The sequence below is a fragment of the Hydrocoleum sp. CS-953 genome, assembly GCF_002260545.1.
In the GTDB taxonomy this organism is placed as follows: domain Bacteria; phylum Cyanobacteriota; class Cyanobacteriia; order Cyanobacteriales; family Microcoleaceae; genus Trichodesmium.
In genome coordinates this window covers 1-17,564 of the sequence record NZ_LGSU01001478.1, presented here as the reverse complement: position 1 = coordinate 17,564, position 17,564 = coordinate 1, and the positions used below count along the sequence as shown (strand labels likewise).

Below are 17,564 nucleotides of genomic sequence, written 5' to 3'. Positions count from 1 at the left end.
TAGGGGCGGGTTTATACAAAAGCCTTAATATAACAGCGATTTAATCCTCAAAACCTGCCCCTAGTTGCTGAAAGTAAAATAGCTAATAAAAATACAAGTTTTTATGCAATCTGAAGAAAATGACTATTCCCAATATATAGAAGTTAATTCTTCTCTAATAAATAAGATGCCACAGCCAAATAAAAATAGAATTTGGAAACTGCTATGCAAATTTAAGATTAATAGGATAAGTAATGTATTAAAGCGTCTGAGTATTGCTCAAAAATTTGGTTATAGCTATGCCATAGCGATTGGCGTTGCAGTAATTGGAATTACTATAGGGTTAATAATTTCGGAATATTATGAAAAGCAGGCGCTAAAAACATTAAATATTGCAGACAAACAAAGTAAAATTCTAAATGATTTGGAAAAATCTGTGTTGGGGATGACTTCCCATCCTCAAAATTTAGTTCCAACATTAACTAGAAATATTTGGTTTGATTTTGAGAAAGCAAAATTTTTAGGATATGTTAGTAGAGTCAGGAAAAATTTAGAAGAAATTGCTATTTTTATAGATACTAATCCTAATGATTTAGCTGTAGAAATTAGGGAATATCAAGAACTATTAGAATCTTATACAACAGTCACAAACGATTATGTAAATCGAATTAAATCCCTATGGAAAAAAATTGACCCACCTAATTTAAAACCAGAGGAAGTGCCTCAAGCGCAACAGGCAATTATTGTTTCATTAACTGACAGGGAAGCTACTCAAATAGATCTAAAATTGGAGCGTTTATCGGGAAAACTAATCTCTATTATCAAACTAGCAGATGAGCAATATTTTCAAGCTCACTCTAGTTTTAATGAGGTAATTAAGTTACAAAGAAGAATTATTTTTATTAGTATTCTTATTTCCGTTGGTACGGCAACATTTTTAGCAATTTACATCAGTAATGTAATTGCTAATCCTTTAAAACAAGTGACTGAAGTTGCTCGAAGAGTTACTAAAGAATCTAATTTTCACCTACAAGCTACTGTGAATACAAAAGATGAAGTTGGGTTATTAGCTATTTCTTTAAATAAACTTATTTTGTGGGTAGGAGAATATACTCATCAGCTAGAAATGTCTCAAAAAACTTTAGAAAATCGCGTGGAAGAACGGACTATTGAACTGACTAAAACACTAGAGCAACTTCAAGAAACTCAATCTCAACTTATCCGAACAGAAAAAATGTCTAGTTTAGGGAAAATGGTTGCTGGAGTTGCCCATGAAATTAATAATCCAATTAACTTTATTTATGGCAATACTAGGTATGTTGAAGAATATGCTGAGAGTTTATTAGAGTTAGTAGATTTATATCAGCAACATTATCCTCAAGTCAACCCAGAAATTGAAGATTATCTAGAAGAAATTGACTTAGATTTTTTAACTCAAGATTTGTGGAAAATTTTATCTTCTATGAACAATGGTGCAGAAAGGGTTCGACAAATTGTTAAGTCTTTAAGAAATTTTTCTCACTTGGATGAGTCAGATGTTAAATCTATTAATCTTAATCAAGGTATTGAAAATACTCTGGTAATTTTAAATCATAAACTTGACTCAATCAAATTAATTAAAAACTATGGAGATTTATCTTTAGTTGAGTGCTATCCAGCCAATATAAATCAAGTATTTATAGATATACTTGGTAATGCTATTGATGCCATTAACGAACCAGAATTTCAATTGCAAGTAAGTCAAATAGATTTTGTTCCTACTCTCAAAATTCAGACTGAAAAAATAGATATCGACCGAGTAAAAGTAAGTTTTTGGAATAACGGTCCGGTAATACCAGCGAATATTTTAGACAAATTATTTGACCCATTTTTTACAACAAAACCTGTTGGTCAGGGTACAGGTTTAGGACTAACAAATTGCTACCAGATTATTAAACAACATGGTGGAAAAATTGAAGTAATTTCTAATTCTGAACATGGAACAGAATTTACTATTACTTTGCCGACTCAAATGCCTCATTAAATAATTAATTATTAATAATTATTAATTACCTTTTTTATACAAATAAGAGAATTGGCTAAAAGGATTTTTTTTGTTTATCTTGTAAAGACAATAACTGCTATATAGCGCTTTTCACCGGGCGTGAGGTACATCAACGATACCCCTAAATCCCCCTTAAAAAGGGGGACTTCCGGTTCCCCCCTTTTTCAAGGGGGGCTAGGGGGGATCTACAGCAGCTTACCTCACCCTTACTGGGAAATACTATTCATTATCCACAATCAATTGTTAAAGAGGTAATTATCCATTATTCATTATCCATTATTAATTAATGAATGAATCTTAACCTGAATTTATTAAAAATTTAACTAAGAGATGTTAGGTTTATTAATACTAGAGTAATTTCAGGGAAACAAAAAAGCTAAAGCTTAGGATTGATAGGTAATTGTAATCAATATTTATTAGGTAGAAAAATGTTACAAACTAAATGCAAAATTTCTAAATTTAGACAAGTTTCAATTAATAGAACTTGTAATCACACATTTTCTGTCGCCATTAAAAAACCAAGATATAGATATAACTATGATAGTTTTGTTTCTAGCACATCTAAGCCTAAGTTAGTTTCCTTAGTTCAAGTTGCAACACTTTAGGTTTTTAAGTCAGATATACTTCAAAAAAAGTCTAAATACAGAAATTTGCAACTTGAGTTAATAAAAATTTTAGNATATAACTATGATAGTTTTGTTTCTAGCACATCTAAGCCTAAGTTAGTTTCCTTAGTTCAAGTTGCAACACTTTAGGTTTTTAAGTCAGATATACTTCAAAAAAAGTCTAAATACAGAAATTTGCAACTTGAGTTAATAAAAATTTTAGGGGAGTATATAGTAGGGAACAGGAAGCAAAAATTAATGCTGAAGCCTATCTTAACCTCTCCTAAAAACTCTTTATTAAATTTATTCTAGAGATTAATTTTTTCAGAGGTCTATTGGTCTAAACCTGAACCGTATAAATTTTTAAGTGGATAGAATATTAGAGCAGTTGCCATGACTATTAAGACTTATATCATCTGTGGTTAATTTGTGAGAAAAAATGGTAGGGGTTTGGTTTCCAAATCCCTTGTGTGGGTTTGGAGACCAAACCCCTTGTGTGGGTTTGGAGACCAAACCCCTACGGTAAAATCTTACAACCTATTCAGGATTGCTATAGAATAGCTGAAGCATTTGACTTCTAATATATTTCCCACCCAACACAAATACCTCATCTTTTTAATGGTGGATTAAAACCACCATTACACACCTTGAGAAGCTGAGTGCTGATAGCTGATAGCTGAGTGCTACTTCAATTCTATTTCCACTCATTCCAAGTATTATTAAAAATAGAAGTTTCAGGAAAAGCTGTGGGATTGCCATTTTCCTGCAAACGACTCTGTAATATTTCTAATTCCCATTCTTTAGAAGGCATATCATCAATTAATTCATAAGGAAAAATACCCCTTTTTAAAGCAAAATCAATTGTTGTACCAGCAGCAGCTCCAGCAGACCATTCAAAAGAATGAACTCGATAAGCAGCAGCAGCAATATAACTTGTCGCAATACTCTTTCCAGCTACTAATAAATTATCAATTNCGACTCTGTAATATTTCTAATTCCCATTCTTTAGAAGGCATATCATCAATTAATTCATAAGGAAAAATACCCCTTTTTAAAGCAAAATCAATTGTTGTACCAGCAGCAGCTCCAGCAGACCATTCAAAAGAATGAACTCGATAAGCAGCAGCAGCAATATAACTTGTCGCAATACTCTTTCCAGCTACTAATAAATTATCAATTTTTTGAGGGATCATTGCTCGTAAAGGAATTTGAAAAGGATAGGCAGAACCCTGACCTCGCCTAATACCTGCTCGTTCAGTATTGCCTGGTGCTTCTGCCGGACTTTTTGTCATGCAAGGATGAAAATCTATAGCATAATGACCAATTCCCACACTATCAGGAAAAATCGTTGCCCTTGCTCGTTGAGGCATTTCTTTCATTGAATTAATTTGTGCATCTGGAGGTACAAAAGCAGCTACACTTCCCCACAAATAATGCAACATATCTGGGGGTAAATTTTGGAGATAAAAATTATCCCGAAAATTCTTTTTAGCAATATCAACTTCTCCTACTGTAAAACCTCTTGGGTGAGTTTTCCCGACACGACCAATAATGCGTCGCCCCTCTCGCATATAAGGATATTTTGACAACCCGTGAGCTGTTCCCATTGGCGCATCAAACCCAGTCAATAAAAGATGATTTGGATATTTTTTCTTCACTCCTTCTCCTAACTGAGAGTCAGTGGTACCCTCAACTAACCAATGAAAATAACCGAGAGCATTTTCCTCACCTCGACGGAGAGTTTCGGCACGCAAACCGCCCATCCAACCTCCCGGTTGCAGTTGGCCTGTAGCTTGCAGTTGTTGGCGACTGTAAATTAAGTTATCGTCACGGTTTCCAGGGCGGTAGTCATTACCCCAAGTCCAATTTTGCATGGAAATATCACCGGGAAAAATTGTTCGTTCTCTGTAGTTAGCTGGTTGGGGTGCATCTGGTTGCATCGACCAAATTTGCCGATAGCTGAAAACTAAGTTGAAATTAGCTAATCTCGATAATTCATAACTATAATAGGGAGCATACTTAGAATAAAATGGGGGTTCCACATGAATTTGAGGTGTTTCGGTCGCCTCCATCGCGAAGGTGTAGGTAAAACCTTGAGTACAGTAGGAGTCTCTCCTGTCAACAGGGGATGAGGGGTCAACATAAGTTTGAGGATCGATACCGNGCTGAAAACTAAGTTGAAATTAGCTAATCTCGATAATTCATAACTATAATAGGGAGCATACTTAGAATAAAATGGGGGTTCCACATGAATTTGAGGTGTTTCGGTCGCCTCCATCGCGAAGGTGTAGGTAAAACCTTGAGTACAGTAGGAGTCTCTCCTGTCAACAGGGGATGAGGGGTCAACATAAGTTTGAGGATCGATACCGAGACGGTAGGGAACATCTGCCAAACCAATAATTTCTCCGGTTTCGGTTGCTTCCACAACATACCAGTCTGCACCACCTGTTTTTTCTGGGGATGGTTGGGGTACAAACTGAATGATGGTTTTATCAAATCTTGCTGAATTTTTGTAGCGGTAAGCATCTTCGATAATTTGAGATAAAGGTTCGGTATTTATGGGTGGAGTGTTAGCTGCTGGTTGATGTTGGATGGCGATCGCTCTATTAATTTGATTATTAGAAATGTCTAACTCTTTAACAACAGTATTGGGAAACCATTTTAATGTTCCTCCGCCTTTTTCAGCAGCATCCTCTAACATCTCAAATAGGATACCATGACCATCGTAAGGCATAAAACAGGAAACACTTACCCAACAAGTGCCGGGGTTTAGTCTACCGTATTTTTCCTCAATGCGTTCCCGTAATTCTAGATAACCACGGGGATAAAAAAGGAGACTGCGTTGAGTTCCGCGTTCGTCGAGAGCGGAGGTACCTTGGGAAGAAATTTGACCGCCTACCCAGTCGGTGATTTCTGTTATACAAACGGTGCGTCCTACTAATAGTGATTCGTAGGCAGTTGCCGCTCCTGACAAACCGCCGCCGATGATGAGTATTTCGCAGGTTTCTTCTTGGTCTGGGGTACGGGGTGGCGCTGCGAAGGTGGGGGCGATAGTAGGAGTTAGGGAAAATAAGCTGAGAATTAGACTAATTATTGGTTTGTTTTTTTTGAGCATAATTTAGGTGAAAAATTAAGGGTTAAAAGTTAAAATTATAAATTAATTTGAATAGATTTGATGGAGAATAAAGTGAAAATTAAGTATACCAGGAATTACACAAATTCACCTTGAAAACCCCATCTGTAGGGGCGAATGGCATTCGCCCTTGTTCAATATTATTCTTAGTCAGTCGTTTGAGAAAAGTTTTGTTTTGTCTAGCTTGTGTTTATATGTATCTATTCCATAAGGATAATCAAAGAGTTTCAGTAAGCATTTTAATAAGTAGTTATGAGCAACAACAAAAACTTCCTCCATCATACTTTCTGTTAGTTTAATTTTGTTTTCTTTCTTATTTATTTTGGGATGAATCAGTAAATTTCTCACCTGCATAATTATGCTAATACTACCCAGTTCATCAGTTCCCCAATTATATGCCTTAGCTAGTTTAATAATTTCCCAATTATCATTAACTGGAATAAGAGAAATATTAAGAGTTTTAAGTAACAGTCTAATTTTGTCGTCAGAGGATAATTTTTGAAATCCAACAGAGCTAATATAGTTGTTACTGTTTAAATGTGTCCATGCTATTTTTTCTAAAGCAGAATGTACTAAAATAATAGAACTATTATATCCATTTGTATGCTTATAGCCTTCTATATACCACTGAATAGAATTTTGAATTACTTCTTGCCATGTTTCATCTTGCCACTTCTTCATAAATCCAGGGAAAGCATCAACAACTTCTGCACACTCATCCCAACCCCAGGAATAATAAGGAGATTGCCAGGAATCAGCTTTAATAGTTGGAGTACGCCATTCTTCTAATACCTGATTTCCCTCTGCATCAAAGCCTAAAATGTAAAGAGGTGCTATCCAAATTCCTCTAAGAAAAGAAATGTAATAAATAAAGGCATTAATAACTTCATAGCTTTCCCTTAAATCAAAATTTTTACTATCTAAACGTTTAATTTTGCAGATATGAGAAATCCCATATCCTCCTTCAGCTTCCAATCTTTTTTCAAAATCAAAAGGATCATCTAATCTTGCTAAAACAATATGCCAACCACCATACTCAAAGATAACTTGAGCGCCAAAACTGTCTGGCAACCAGAACTCTCGTTCTATTTCTGTTTCATTTCCTTCGTCATCATATTCAAAATTATCGTTAGAAAAATTGACAAATAAAAAATTAGCTATCTGAAAAGTAACTGATGATAAATTATCTGTTCTCCCTTGTATCAAAGGCTCCTTTAAATAGCCAAAACGTTCTCTTTTCCCAGTTCCATCAGCTAATCCTTTTGTTATTACAACTTTCATTCTAGGAACTAAATTTATCTCAGCTAATTTCAGCTCTGTATTATCTAAATTTAATTCTATATCATCACTGAGACCTTCACCATAATATACAAATTTCACACTAACAAATGGAAAAGGATACCAAGAAATCTGAATCAAAGCTTCACCTCGAATGGTATTTTCTCCATCAATTAATTCAGCAGAACCATCATATAGTGATATTGCTTGACTGGGAAATTCCTGTTCTAATAATTTAGGCTGAGGTTGCCTAGTAAACGTCATAAATAATTAACTCTTAACTACCTTCTATAATGATAATATATTTAGATTATTCAACAACAGAATACTATTTTTAAGTTAAACTATAATTTTAATACTATCATAAATAGAAACAATTAGGAACTAAAATATGACTAATCAGTCTGTCTTACCTAAAGAGAAAAAAAATCAGAAACCAGGAATTAGACTAATAGGAAATCAAAAAAGTTGGCTCATATCTGCTCATGTTATTTCTGGAGCAGTTTGGTTTGGCACTGTCCTTTCTATGCTAATTATGGTCATCAATAATTTTAACAGGACTAATGGTGATGAACTTTACGCAATTAACTCAATTGTAAAATTATTAGATGACTGGGTAGTTGTTCCTGCTGCTAATATTACTTTACTGACTGGAGCCTTACTTTGCTGGTTAACAATTTGGGGATTTTTTAAATTTTCTTGGGTAATTACTAAGTGGATTCTTACCAGTATATTAATTACTTCTGGAACATTTTGGTTGGGACCTTGGACTAATGCAATGACAGCTATTTCTGATACGGAAAGATTACAAGCTTTGAGTAATCCTCTATTTATGTTTGATGCTAAAGCCATAGTTATTGGTGCATCAATTCAACTTTTGAGTCTGATTTTTATCTTTATTATTTCCTTTTTGAAACCTTGGGGAAGAAGAGATATTAAAGCTCAAAATAATACCAAGGTTTCAACTACATAAATTAAATCAAATCCGCTTCCTTTGGAGTGTTATAAGAAACCGGGTTTATCAAAGGTAGATGTTAGATAGTAGGGCATTTAATAAAAACCCGGTTTCTATATTTGTTTATACCGATACTACCAGATTTGATATTAAATCTTACTATTCCAAGAAATCGAATTAGTTGGGGGTAATCCCCAGCTATTATTATCCCCTGTTGTTTCACTATCCAAAGCATCAATAACTTTTTGATAAATTTCCTCTGCTTGTTCAGGAGAATTGCCAATACTTGTTAAACCTAATTTGCCAAATTGTGATAAACAACCCATCATGTGAAATAACGTTCCTGTCTCAGTACCACTATCAAAATGTAATCTATTTAAAGCAATAATATCCATTAAATCATTAGGCAATAAACCTCGATAACGACTTTTTTGTAAATTATCCGTAGCTTTGTAAAATTTTGGTCGCCCATGCTGACTATAAAATAAACCAGTATCATAATCATAACTTCCATTTGTTAATAACTTTAATGTCATAAATGGATGAGTCGTACCACCTCGGCGCAAATTAATTTCAATCGCAAATAAATCCCATTTTTGGGATTCATTTGTACCCTTATTTACAGCAACAAAATCTACTCCAAATTTATCTAAAGCACCTTTTTCAGCTAAACTTTTTCCTATTTTTATACCTAAATCTTGTAAATTTAATCGGTAAGTTTCATCAGCAGGAAAACGACAACCCAGAAAAATTTGCCCATCAGGTCCCCCCAAAATTTGGTCATGGGTGGAGGTGATTTCAATTTCACCTTTGGGGGTAATTCTACATTGTACGCTAGGCGATCGCTTTACATCTCCCTCTATAAAAGCTTCTGCTATTGCACCTAACTCAAAAATACGCTTACGAAAATTTTCCCACGTTTCATCAACAGACTGAAACCGCAGTGTCGCAAAACTATTAACTATAGCTTTCACCCTATCACTTTTCTCTACTTTTTGTAGTGGTTGCAAATCTAACAGCGCATTACCTTCGCCCGAAAAACCCTCATTCAATTTAATCACTATTCGTTGGAGATGAGGTTGCCTTTCCCACAACTGCGCTGTTACTAATGCTAAATCATCAATATTCCAAACTAACTCACTACCATCAGGATGAGGAATATTACATTCAGCAAATATATGTCTACTGCCACTTTTCGTACCCCAATAACTCAAATCTGGGTCCGATCCTAACAGAGGGATACCCAACTGCAAAGATAACTCTCGTTCGAGTGGGGTACAGTTATAACAAACCATGTAAGATTTTTCCCGACGCAACGCTTGTCGAATCCGCTCAATGAGACGGGGGCGTTCCAAAATTTTCTCAGTTAGAGGTCTCGCAGAAGCATCATAAGTGGCAAATAGGAGCAGGCGATCGCGAGCGTGGGAAAAGGGAATTCCTGGTAACAGTTGTAAATAATAGTCAATAATACTAGGATGTAGGGGGTCAGAAGTAACATAAATTAATCGGGTGCGGGGGTTGCGCAAGCGTATTAAGGAAAACAGATGTCGTTCCTCATAGTTGTGAACACCCTGTACTTTTTCCAACTCCCGTTGATCTAAGGTAACAGAAGGGATAACCAAAATATCCGAGTCACCCTGATCGGATACATCTATATTTTGCCAGCGATCGCGCAAATTAGTTTGTAGTTCCTTAAATAGTAAGGATTTTTCTGTATTAGTAGTATCTAATTTTGTCATAGTTTTTATCAATTATTCTTGAGTTTTATCGAACCAATTTGACATTTATATAATCAGAATTAATAAGTATAAGTAGGGCTTGCTGATTAAATATCAAAGCATTTACAGATAAAGGTTTTAGCCTTTTTAGGTCTGAAAAAAGTACCAGCTTTTTGGTTGATAAGGCAGAAATTGTGAGCATTTTGGATAGATTATGGCAGAAAAATCACTCTTACTATTCTTCCTCCTGCCTTCTCTATAATTCCCACTTCTCCTGACTCCGTACGGACGTTGCGTAACAAAAATGCGTTTTCCGTTCCGGAATGCTGCGCAGCAAAACGTCCCTACCTCCTGACTCCTACACTTACCCATAAGACTTTTTCAGCAAGCCCTAAGTAAGTATCAGGAGTAAACAGAAAATCAACCCTCAAATACTCCTGATTCCTATAAAATAATACTTTTATTCAGTAATACCGAAATTATTAGTTTAGAATTTTGACTTAAATGTCTATATCTAAATCTAAATCACCCATATCATCATCTTGCTCACTACTAGCATACTTAGAAGGTGGGCGATCGCTACTCCAAGCCCACCAACTGGTATTACAATGACAATGATAAAATTCTTGCCATTTGCGACGACTATTTTCTGTATATACAGGCGATCGTCGATTAATCCATACTGCCTTTGCTTCCATTGTACTTGCCCCACATTTGGGACAGAAGAAATCAAAGCTATGAATTGCCGATTCAGTCCATTGGGGAGGAGTTAGATTAAAAGCTTCCATTGTTTACTCTCTTATCATATAATTTTACTTCTGTCAAGATTTTAACTCAAAACTAGAGGAAAAATTTACCTACTATATGAGAATTTTAGCTTGAATTTAGCTAATCTAAAAGCTAGAGGAATAAATTGAACTCAGAAGTCAGAAGTTAGATAAGGGAAAGTTGTTAAATTGGCAGCGTACAGAGGTTAAATTGTTATTGTTACTAAATTTGAGAAGCGGAAGAATATTCTAAACACTTTGGTAACTGCTATAGTTAGAATCTGTTGTACTTTTGTTTTAAGCAAATTTATTATCAAACTTTATATATAGCAATCAGTTGTAATTTGTGAGAATTTGTAATATTTTATCTAACGGGGTTTGGTCTCCAAATCCCATCTTAGCGAGGGTTTGGAGACCAAACCCCTACAGTTTTTCTCACATCTCATTCCTGATTGCTATAATACTTTGGGAGGAGTTAAAAATATGGGTTCTGAACTTTCTGAAACTAGCCGTTTATTAGATATTATGCCCGCTTATGGGCGAATGATGACAAAAATAGTAGGAAAACCAGAACAACCTACAATTATTAAAACAACCTTTCCTGTACCATGGAAAAACGATCGGACGATCTATCTAAATTTTGATTTATGGATGAATTTACCCAAAGAACAACGAGATTTAATTATGTTAAGAACTGTAAGTTGGTTATGTGAAATTCAATGGTTTAAACCAAATATAAATCAAGTTATTTTGGGAGTTGGGTTAGTAGGAATAATGTCCCAATTAGCAGAAACTGATGCACTTGGCATTTTAGTTGCTAGTGGTTTAAGTGTAATTGGTTTGACAAGAATTTGGCAGAGTAATCATAGTACAGAAACAGAATTAGCAGCAGATGAAATGGCAATTAGAATATCAACTAGAAGGGGTTATGAAGCACCTGAAGCAGCTAATCATTTATTAGAAGGAATTGAAAATGTAGCCAAAATTGAAGGGCGGAATAATTTTAATTTTACAGAGTTAATTAGGTCTCAAAATTTAAAAGCGATCGCTGGTTTATCTCCAGTGGGAGTACCAGAAAAAGTGAGGAAAGAATAATCGTAGTTGGAGCATCTTGCTCCCTTTACAGCATTTTTCATTTGGGTAAACCACAGTAGGGACGTTGCACCGGCAAAAATGTGTTTTCCGTTCCGGAATGCTCCTAATTACGCGAATCGCCCCTACAGTCCTCTACCCATTAAAAAAACACTGCAATTATTTAAAAAGACATTTTCTGCAGATGACTTCAGATCACAATTAAAACCCTGTAGGGGCGTTAACGTTTGCGGAGCATTCCGATAGGAAAGTTGTGCGTAGCTAATGGCCATTCGCCCCTACTTTGATGAAAACTGCTATAAACTTTCTTACTTTAACCTTTTGTATATAATTTGTCATTGCGACGATAGGAAGCAATCTCGTCTAACCTATGAGATTGCTATCCGTTCCGGAATGCTCCGCAAACCTTTCACTTCATTCCAGTCGCAATGACCTACAATAACTGGTGGTGGTGCATTGTTAATGATCGTGTATTGTCCGACAATGTTTGTTATGAAACACGGCAGTGGGAGCATCTTGCTCCCACTGCCAGGTATTCCTTTTTGCTGCATACTATTACTATACATGACTACCCAATAACTAATTCAGGACTTACACAGGCGAACCTAGAAACCGGGTTTTTTCCTCAATGTTTATTGTTAAAAACAACGATTTATCCTAAAAACCCGGTTTCTTTGCGTAAGTCCTATAATTATTGAGATTTGATATTACCAAATAAACATGACTACTTTCAATATGACAAACCAAAACCTACAGACAAACCTAGAGACAATTTTAAATCGCGCTCTCGAAGGTGACAACTTGTCTCCAACAGAAGCACTTTTATTATTATCTCCAACTACTGAAGCTAATTTCAGCAAACTTACCTTAACTCAACTTCCACCAGAAATAACCGCTATCCAGAAAACAGCAGACCAACTCCGACAACAACAAGTAGGTGATACAGTAACTTACGTTGTCAACCGCAATATAAATTTTACCAATATCTGCGAACAACATTGTAGTTTTTGTGCATTTCGTAGAGATGAGGGTGATGATGGTGCATTTTGGTTAGATGTTGGTCAAATTTTAGAAAAAGCTAATGATGCGGTGCAACGTGGGGCGACAGAAATTTGTATGCAGGGAGGATTAAATCTTCAAGCTAAAGTTGCAGGAAAATCTTTACCTTATTATTTGCAACTGGTAAAGGAGATTAAAAATGAGTTTCCTCATTTGCATTTACACGCTTTTTCTCCCCAGGAAGTAGAGTTTATTGCTAGAGAGGATGGGGTGAGTTATGAATATGTAATTGCTGCTTTGCGGGATACAGGGGTTGGATCGATGCCAGGTACTGCTGCCGAAGTTTTGGATGATGCAGTCAGGCGAGTTATTTGCCCGGAAAAAATTGATACGGCGACTTGGTTAGAAATAGTTGGTACGGCACATCGTTTAGGAATGCCAACTACAAGTACCATGTTATGCGGTCATATTGAAACTCCCGAACAGCAAATTTTACATTTAGAAAGGTTGCGTTTTCTCCAACAAACTGCTATTGAAAAAGATTATCCAGCAAGAATAACGGAGTTTATTTTATTACCTTTTGTCGGACAAGAAGCACCTGCACCTTTGCGTCGGAGGGTAGGGCGAGACCAACCTGTTTTGTTGGATGTTTTATTGTTAACTGCAGTGTCGAGAATATTCTTAGGAAATTGGATTATTAATCATCAACCGAGTTGGGTTAAACTTGGTTTGGATGGAGCAAAAGAAGCATTAAAATGGGGTTGTAATGATATTGGTGGTACCTTAATGGAAGAACATATTACCACAATGGCAGGTGCTTTGGGAGGTACTTGTATGCAGGTAGAAAATTTGCAGGAAGCTATTAGAGATTTGGGGAGAAATTATCAACAAAGGAATACGCTTTATTGAAGTCAGAAGTTAGAAGTCAGAAGTCAAGAAGTATTTGTAGGTTGGGTTGAGGTAACGAAACCCAACATTACTAGCTCAAAAGTTAAAATTCAAAAGGCAAAAGTTAAGATTTTTTTGTAGGTTGGGTTGAGGTGATGAAACCCAACATTATCAACTCAAAAGTTAAAATTCAAAAAGCAAAAGTTAAGAGTTTTTTGTAGGTTGGGTTGAGGTGACGAAACCCAACATTTTATTGAAGTCAGAAGTTAGAATTAATAGTATACTTTCTAGATAGGATTGAAGTAATCAAACTCAAGAAAAAAGTAAAAGCTATATCTAGATTTTTGCTGGGTTGCCCTGTTTTCGGAANAATTTTATTGAGAATTACAGGATTTCAATTTTTAGATTTATCTAAATTTCTTAGTTCATGTAATGAGTATAGTTTGATAGAAGAAGATGGTCGTTATTATTTAGTTCATTCAAGTTTTGAATTAATGAACAGTTTGGAACAAGTATATAAGTGGGGTCAAGATAATCTAGAGAATATAAGTGGTCTTGCCATGCTTTATTTTTCAGGATTTCCTGTTCTTCAACCTGATGTTGTTTGTGAAATTGATGAAACTGGAAAACAAACTTGTGAACACAATCTTAAAGCTCACTGCAATATTGTAGATCCAATTAGACTTCTAATTGATGTAGAAATTCAAGGCAAAGGTCAGTATTTACCTTTTGAGTATCATGTTCAAGATTTGTTGTTACTTACAAAGGAAGATGAGCAAGTGAAAAAAGTTATTCATTTGTTAACTTCATACGAACATGATTTTATAAATCTATACAAAATTTACGACATTATTAAAGATGAAGTAGGCGGTAAAAAAAGTAAAAAAATAGAAGGATGGGTGACAAGGGAAAAATTTTCAGTTTCTGATTTTACACAAACTGCCAATCATCCAGATGCAATTGGTTATGAAGCAAGACATGGTAGCAATAAACAACAACCTCCGAAAAATCCAATGTCATTGTCTGAGGCACAAAATTTCATTTTTAATGTTATTAAAAAATGGCTTGATTGGAAAATTGAACAAAAAGGGATATGTGATTAAATTTAATCATATTTGTAGGTTTGGTTGAGGTGAAGTTCGCCATTATTTTAGCCTAGGAATTGTCAAAGTTTGAAATTAATTTTCGGAAAGGTCTATTAGAAAATTTGAGAGTATTCAGCTCAAATTAAATTCCCAACTGAATACTCTCTTATACTTAATTATTCCTTCCTCCTTCCTCCTTCTTCCTTCTTCCTTCTTCCTTCTTACTTCTTTTAACTATTCATTTTCATCAATATCACTGAGATTGAAAATAAAAGGAACATTCTGAGACTTTTCACTGCCAAGAATTAAAACTTTAGGCATTTGAGAACCACCTTTTTTCCAAGCTTCTATAGCTTCTTTTTGTAAAACCAACTGACCACCTTGTGCTTTTAATGTTTCAGCTAATAGTTTTTGAGCTTCTGCTTTACCCTTAGCACGATTAATTTCTGCCTCAGCTTCTTGTTCTGCTTCCTCAGCAATATAAACTGCTCTTTGCGCTCTTTGTTCAGCAATTTGCTTATCTTCAACCGCTCTAGCAAATTCAGGAGAAAAAGTTAAATCAATCACGCTAGTATCTAACACAATGATTCCATATTTATCCAAGCGAGAACCCAAAGCATTATCAAAGTCTGATTTTAATTCTACTCTTTTTGTAATAGCTTCTTCAACAGTTCTTCTAGCTGCAGCAATTTTAAAAGATTCTTGAGTTTGTGGTGCAATTACTTTAGCAACCAAATTTTGTAGAGTGCCTTGTTCTCTTCTAATTTTTACTACTTGCAATGGATCTAAACGAAAGTTAATCGCAAAACTAGCAGATAATTGTTGTAAATCTTTTGTAGAACTTTGACCAGGAACTTCAAACTTTTGCACAGTCACATCATATATATCAACTTCAGAAATAAGAGGAGGTTTAAAGTGAATTCCTTCTATCAAAGCTCCATCTCTAGCTTTACCTAAAATACTCAGAACACCTGCTTGACCAGGGTTAATAATTACAAACGAATTAAAGCCAAGTAGCAATATTACAGATAACGCAGTTGCTAATATTAATGTTTGTAAACTTTGTTGTTGACTTTTCAATTTATCTACTCCTAAATTTGAGACTACAACTCATTAGTAAATCTTCTGTGTCGATCTTAGTTCCTGTTGAAAATTAAAACTCAAATTATATAATATTTTTATAATTTCCTGAAAATATGGAGTAGGGAATTCAGTTATCAGTCATCAGTTATCAGTACCTTTTGTTATAAGCAGGAGACTTGAGACATTTTAATATCTACAGGACTTACGCAAAGGTACTATATATGACAGTTGAAAAACTATAGCGCTATAGTTTTAAGCGCTATATATGTGGTCTGGTGCGTAATTCCTGATCTATATCATAAAACCCTACTTAAGTCATTAGTCATTGCGACTGGAACGGAGAAGAAGGAAGCAATCTCGCGAAACTCTTGAGATTGCTTACTATCGTCGCTTCGGACAACTATTCAATCTGATGTTATATAACAGGATAAAAAAAAGAAGATTCTGTATTTCAAGCTTCTAGCTGAAGCATAAAGATACTGATAACTGATAACTGGTAACTGATAAATGAAATGACCCCATCACAAAGATACATAGTCAAACTTTTGAGAATTAGTATTAGGCATAAGTCTTGCTAAAATTTGCTTCAGTACCATCGCCGTCCAATCAATATCAGCTTCCGTTGTTTCTCGTCCCAACGTTAAACGAATACCCCTAATAGCAGCATCTTCAGTATATCCCATTGCCAGTAATATCGGACTCGGAGCTATTTTGCCACTATTACAAGCTGAACCTGCACTAATACCAATTCCAGCTAAGTTCAATTGTCGCACTAGAGTTTTACCAGTAACCTTATCATCTATTTCATTTTCACCAGGCACAATACAAAAACTAACATGATGAGGTAATCTGTATAATCGATCGCCAGTACAAATTACATAAGGGTTATCTGCCATATGTGCAAATAAGCGATCGCGTAACCTACTTAACCTTGGTGTTTCTGTAGCTATCTCTTCATTAGCTAATTCTGCAGCCACACCAAAACCAGCGATCGCTGCCACTGCTTGAGTACCAGAACGTAATTTCATCTCTTGGCCTCCACCACCCAATAAAGGGACTAACTCCACACCGTTTCTTATATAAAGCGCCCCTGCACCTTGAGGACCATAAATTTTATGACTAGATAAAGATAACAAATCTACTGGCAGTGTTTGTACATCTAATGGTAAACGCCCCACCACCTGAACCGCATCAGTATGAAACAAAACCCCATGAGAACGACAAATATTACCTAATTCTGTAATAGGTTGGAGAGTGCCAACTTCACTTTGGCCATAAATTATGGAAACTAAAACTGTATTCGATTGTAATGCAGCTTGTAGTTCTTGAGGATCTACCCTTCCTTGTCTATCAACAGGTAATCTTGTCACTTGCCAACCCCAGTTTTCTAACATTCTTGCTGGTTCTGAAATAGCAGAATGTTCGACACTAGAAATAATTATATGTTGAGGTTTTCCATAGCAACGTGCTACACCCATTATTGCCATATTATCAGCTTCAGTTCCCCCAGAAGTAAAAATAATTGATTCTGGCACTGTATTAATAAGATTCGCTACTTTTATTCTTGCCCTTTCCACTAATGTTGCCGACCTTTGGCCCCATGTATGTAAGCTAGATGGATTACCCCATTGTTGGGTAAAAACTTGCTGCATAAGAGCGATCGCTTCTGGCCTTGTTGGTGTTGTAGCACTATAGTCTAGATAAATTTGCATCATCTTTTGTCCGTTTTTTTTCTTATGCTAATTTTGTCGAAATATACTTAAAAAAGTGTTAGTTTATGTGAGCTAAGAATTAGAGAAAAATAGTTTAACTGAATATCTCAGAAGAAATATTTCATAACTTAATATTCAAAACTTTTAAGACATCCAGAGAATACCAATCATTTTTGATTTTGAGTTTTAAATATATCCAAAAATTAAATTTTAATCAGGCAATAAT

At 35.3% G+C, this 17,564-nt stretch carries 11 protein-coding genes and 1 pseudogene; 4 read left to right on the top strand and 8 right to left on the bottom strand.

All coding sequences use genetic code 11. From position 1 onward, the window contains the following. Positions 1-103: 103 nt before the first annotated feature. A complete protein-coding gene (locus tag AFK68_RS32360; RefSeq protein ID WP_210407737.1) occupies positions 104-2,002 on the top strand; it encodes a sensor histidine kinase in 1,899 nt (632 codons plus the stop codon). A gap of 1,320 nt (positions 2,003-3,322) precedes the next feature. On the opposite strand, the gene AFK68_RS32355 is transcribed toward AFK68_RS32360, so the two are convergent. From AFK68_RS32355 to AFK68_RS32340, 4 genes and pseudogenes are all read right to left on the bottom strand, one after another. Beyond that, the gene (locus AFK68_RS32355; RefSeq protein ID WP_094678287.1) at positions 3,323-3,601 is read right to left on the bottom strand and encodes an FAD-dependent oxidoreductase; all 279 of its coding nucleotides are present in this window, start codon (positions 3,599-3,601) and stop codon (positions 3,323-3,325) included. Between the two features lie 2 nt (positions 3,602-3,603). Then, a pseudogene (locus AFK68_RS47330) lies at positions 3,604-4,791 on the bottom strand (FAD-dependent oxidoreductase); the annotation flags it as partial. Position 4,792: 1 nt separating this feature from the next. Continuing rightward, the coding region (locus AFK68_RS47325) for an FAD-dependent oxidoreductase (RefSeq protein WP_143438529.1) at positions 4,793-5,743 on the bottom strand (951 nt) is incomplete at its 3' end. A 168-nt stretch (positions 5,744-5,911) separates the two neighbouring features. Next, a complete protein-coding gene (locus tag AFK68_RS32340) occupies positions 5,912-7,303 on the bottom strand; it encodes a hypothetical protein (RefSeq protein WP_094678283.1) in 1,392 nt (463 codons plus the stop codon). Positions 7,304-7,430: 127 nt separating this feature from the next. On the opposite strand from AFK68_RS32340, the gene AFK68_RS32335 reads away from it, so the two are divergent. Next, a complete protein-coding gene (locus tag AFK68_RS32335; RefSeq protein WP_210407736.1) occupies positions 7,431-8,012 on the top strand; it encodes a hypothetical protein in 582 nt (193 codons plus the stop codon). A gap of 131 nt (positions 8,013-8,143) precedes the next feature. Here AFK68_RS32335 and AFK68_RS32330 read toward each other — a convergent pair whose 3' ends face one another. Continuing rightward, the gene (locus AFK68_RS32330; protein ID WP_094678281.1) at positions 8,144-9,733 is read right to left on the bottom strand and encodes a peptide ligase PGM1-related protein; all 1,590 of its coding nucleotides are present in this window, start codon (positions 9,731-9,733) and stop codon (positions 8,144-8,146) included. 479 nt (positions 9,734-10,212) lie between these two features. After that, positions 10,213-10,500, bottom strand: a complete 288-nt coding sequence (locus AFK68_RS32325) for a hypothetical protein (protein WP_094678279.1) — start codon at positions 10,498-10,500, stop codon at positions 10,213-10,215. 462 nt (positions 10,501-10,962) lie between these two features. Between AFK68_RS32325 and AFK68_RS32320 the strand changes: the two genes are divergently transcribed. Beyond that, positions 10,963-11,574, top strand: a complete 612-nt coding sequence (locus AFK68_RS32320; RefSeq protein ID WP_094678277.1) for a DUF3318 domain-containing protein — start codon at positions 10,963-10,965, stop codon at positions 11,572-11,574. A gap of 717 nt (positions 11,575-12,291) precedes the next feature. Beyond that, entirely contained in the window at positions 12,292-13,479 is a 1,188-nt protein-coding gene (gene cofH, locus AFK68_RS32315; RefSeq protein WP_094678275.1) for a 7,8-didemethyl-8-hydroxy-5-deazariboflavin synthase subunit CofH, read from the top strand. A 1,298-nt stretch (positions 13,480-14,777) separates the two neighbouring features. On the opposite strand, the gene AFK68_RS32305 is transcribed toward cofH, so the two are convergent. Together AFK68_RS32305 and AFK68_RS32300 are read right to left on the bottom strand one after the other, a co-directional pair. After that, positions 14,778-15,623, bottom strand: coding sequence for a prohibitin family protein (locus tag AFK68_RS32305; RefSeq protein ID WP_094678271.1), 846 nt, complete (start codon positions 15,621-15,623; stop codon positions 14,778-14,780). Positions 15,624-16,147: 524 nt separating this feature from the next. Beyond that, the gene (locus AFK68_RS32300) at positions 16,148-17,338 is read right to left on the bottom strand and encodes a cysteine desulfurase family protein (protein WP_094678269.1); all 1,191 of its coding nucleotides are present in this window, start codon (positions 17,336-17,338) and stop codon (positions 16,148-16,150) included. Positions 17,339-17,564: the final 226 nt, after the last annotated feature.

Bases quoted from the DNA above. Each gene is read 5' to 3' on its own strand.
- AFK68_RS32335 (WP_210407736.1), top strand. From the start codon at position 7,431: ATGACTAATCAGTCTGTCTTACCTAAAGAGAAAAAAAATCAGAAACCA.
- AFK68_RS32330 (WP_094678281.1), bottom strand. From the start codon at position 9,733: ATGACAAAATTAGATACTACTAATACAGAAAAATCCTTACTATTTAAG.
- AFK68_RS32320 (WP_094678277.1), top strand. From the start codon at position 10,963: ATGGGTTCTGAACTTTCTGAAACTAGCCGTTTATTAGATATTATGCCC.
- cofH (WP_094678275.1), top strand. From the start codon at position 12,292: ATGACTACTTTCAATATGACAAACCAAAACCTACAGACAAACCTAGAG.
- AFK68_RS32325 (WP_094678279.1), bottom strand. From the start codon at position 10,500: ATGGAAGCTTTTAATCTAACTCCTCCCCAATGGACTGAATCGGCAATT.
- AFK68_RS32360 (WP_210407737.1), top strand. From the start codon at position 104: ATGCAATCTGAAGAAAATGACTATTCCCAATATATAGAAGTTAATTCT.
- AFK68_RS32340 (WP_094678283.1), bottom strand. From the start codon at position 7,303: ATGACGTTTACTAGGCAACCTCAGCCTAAATTATTAGAACAGGAATTT.
- AFK68_RS32300 (WP_094678269.1), bottom strand. From the start codon at position 17,338: ATGCAAATTTATCTAGACTATAGTGCTACAACACCAACAAGGCCAGAA.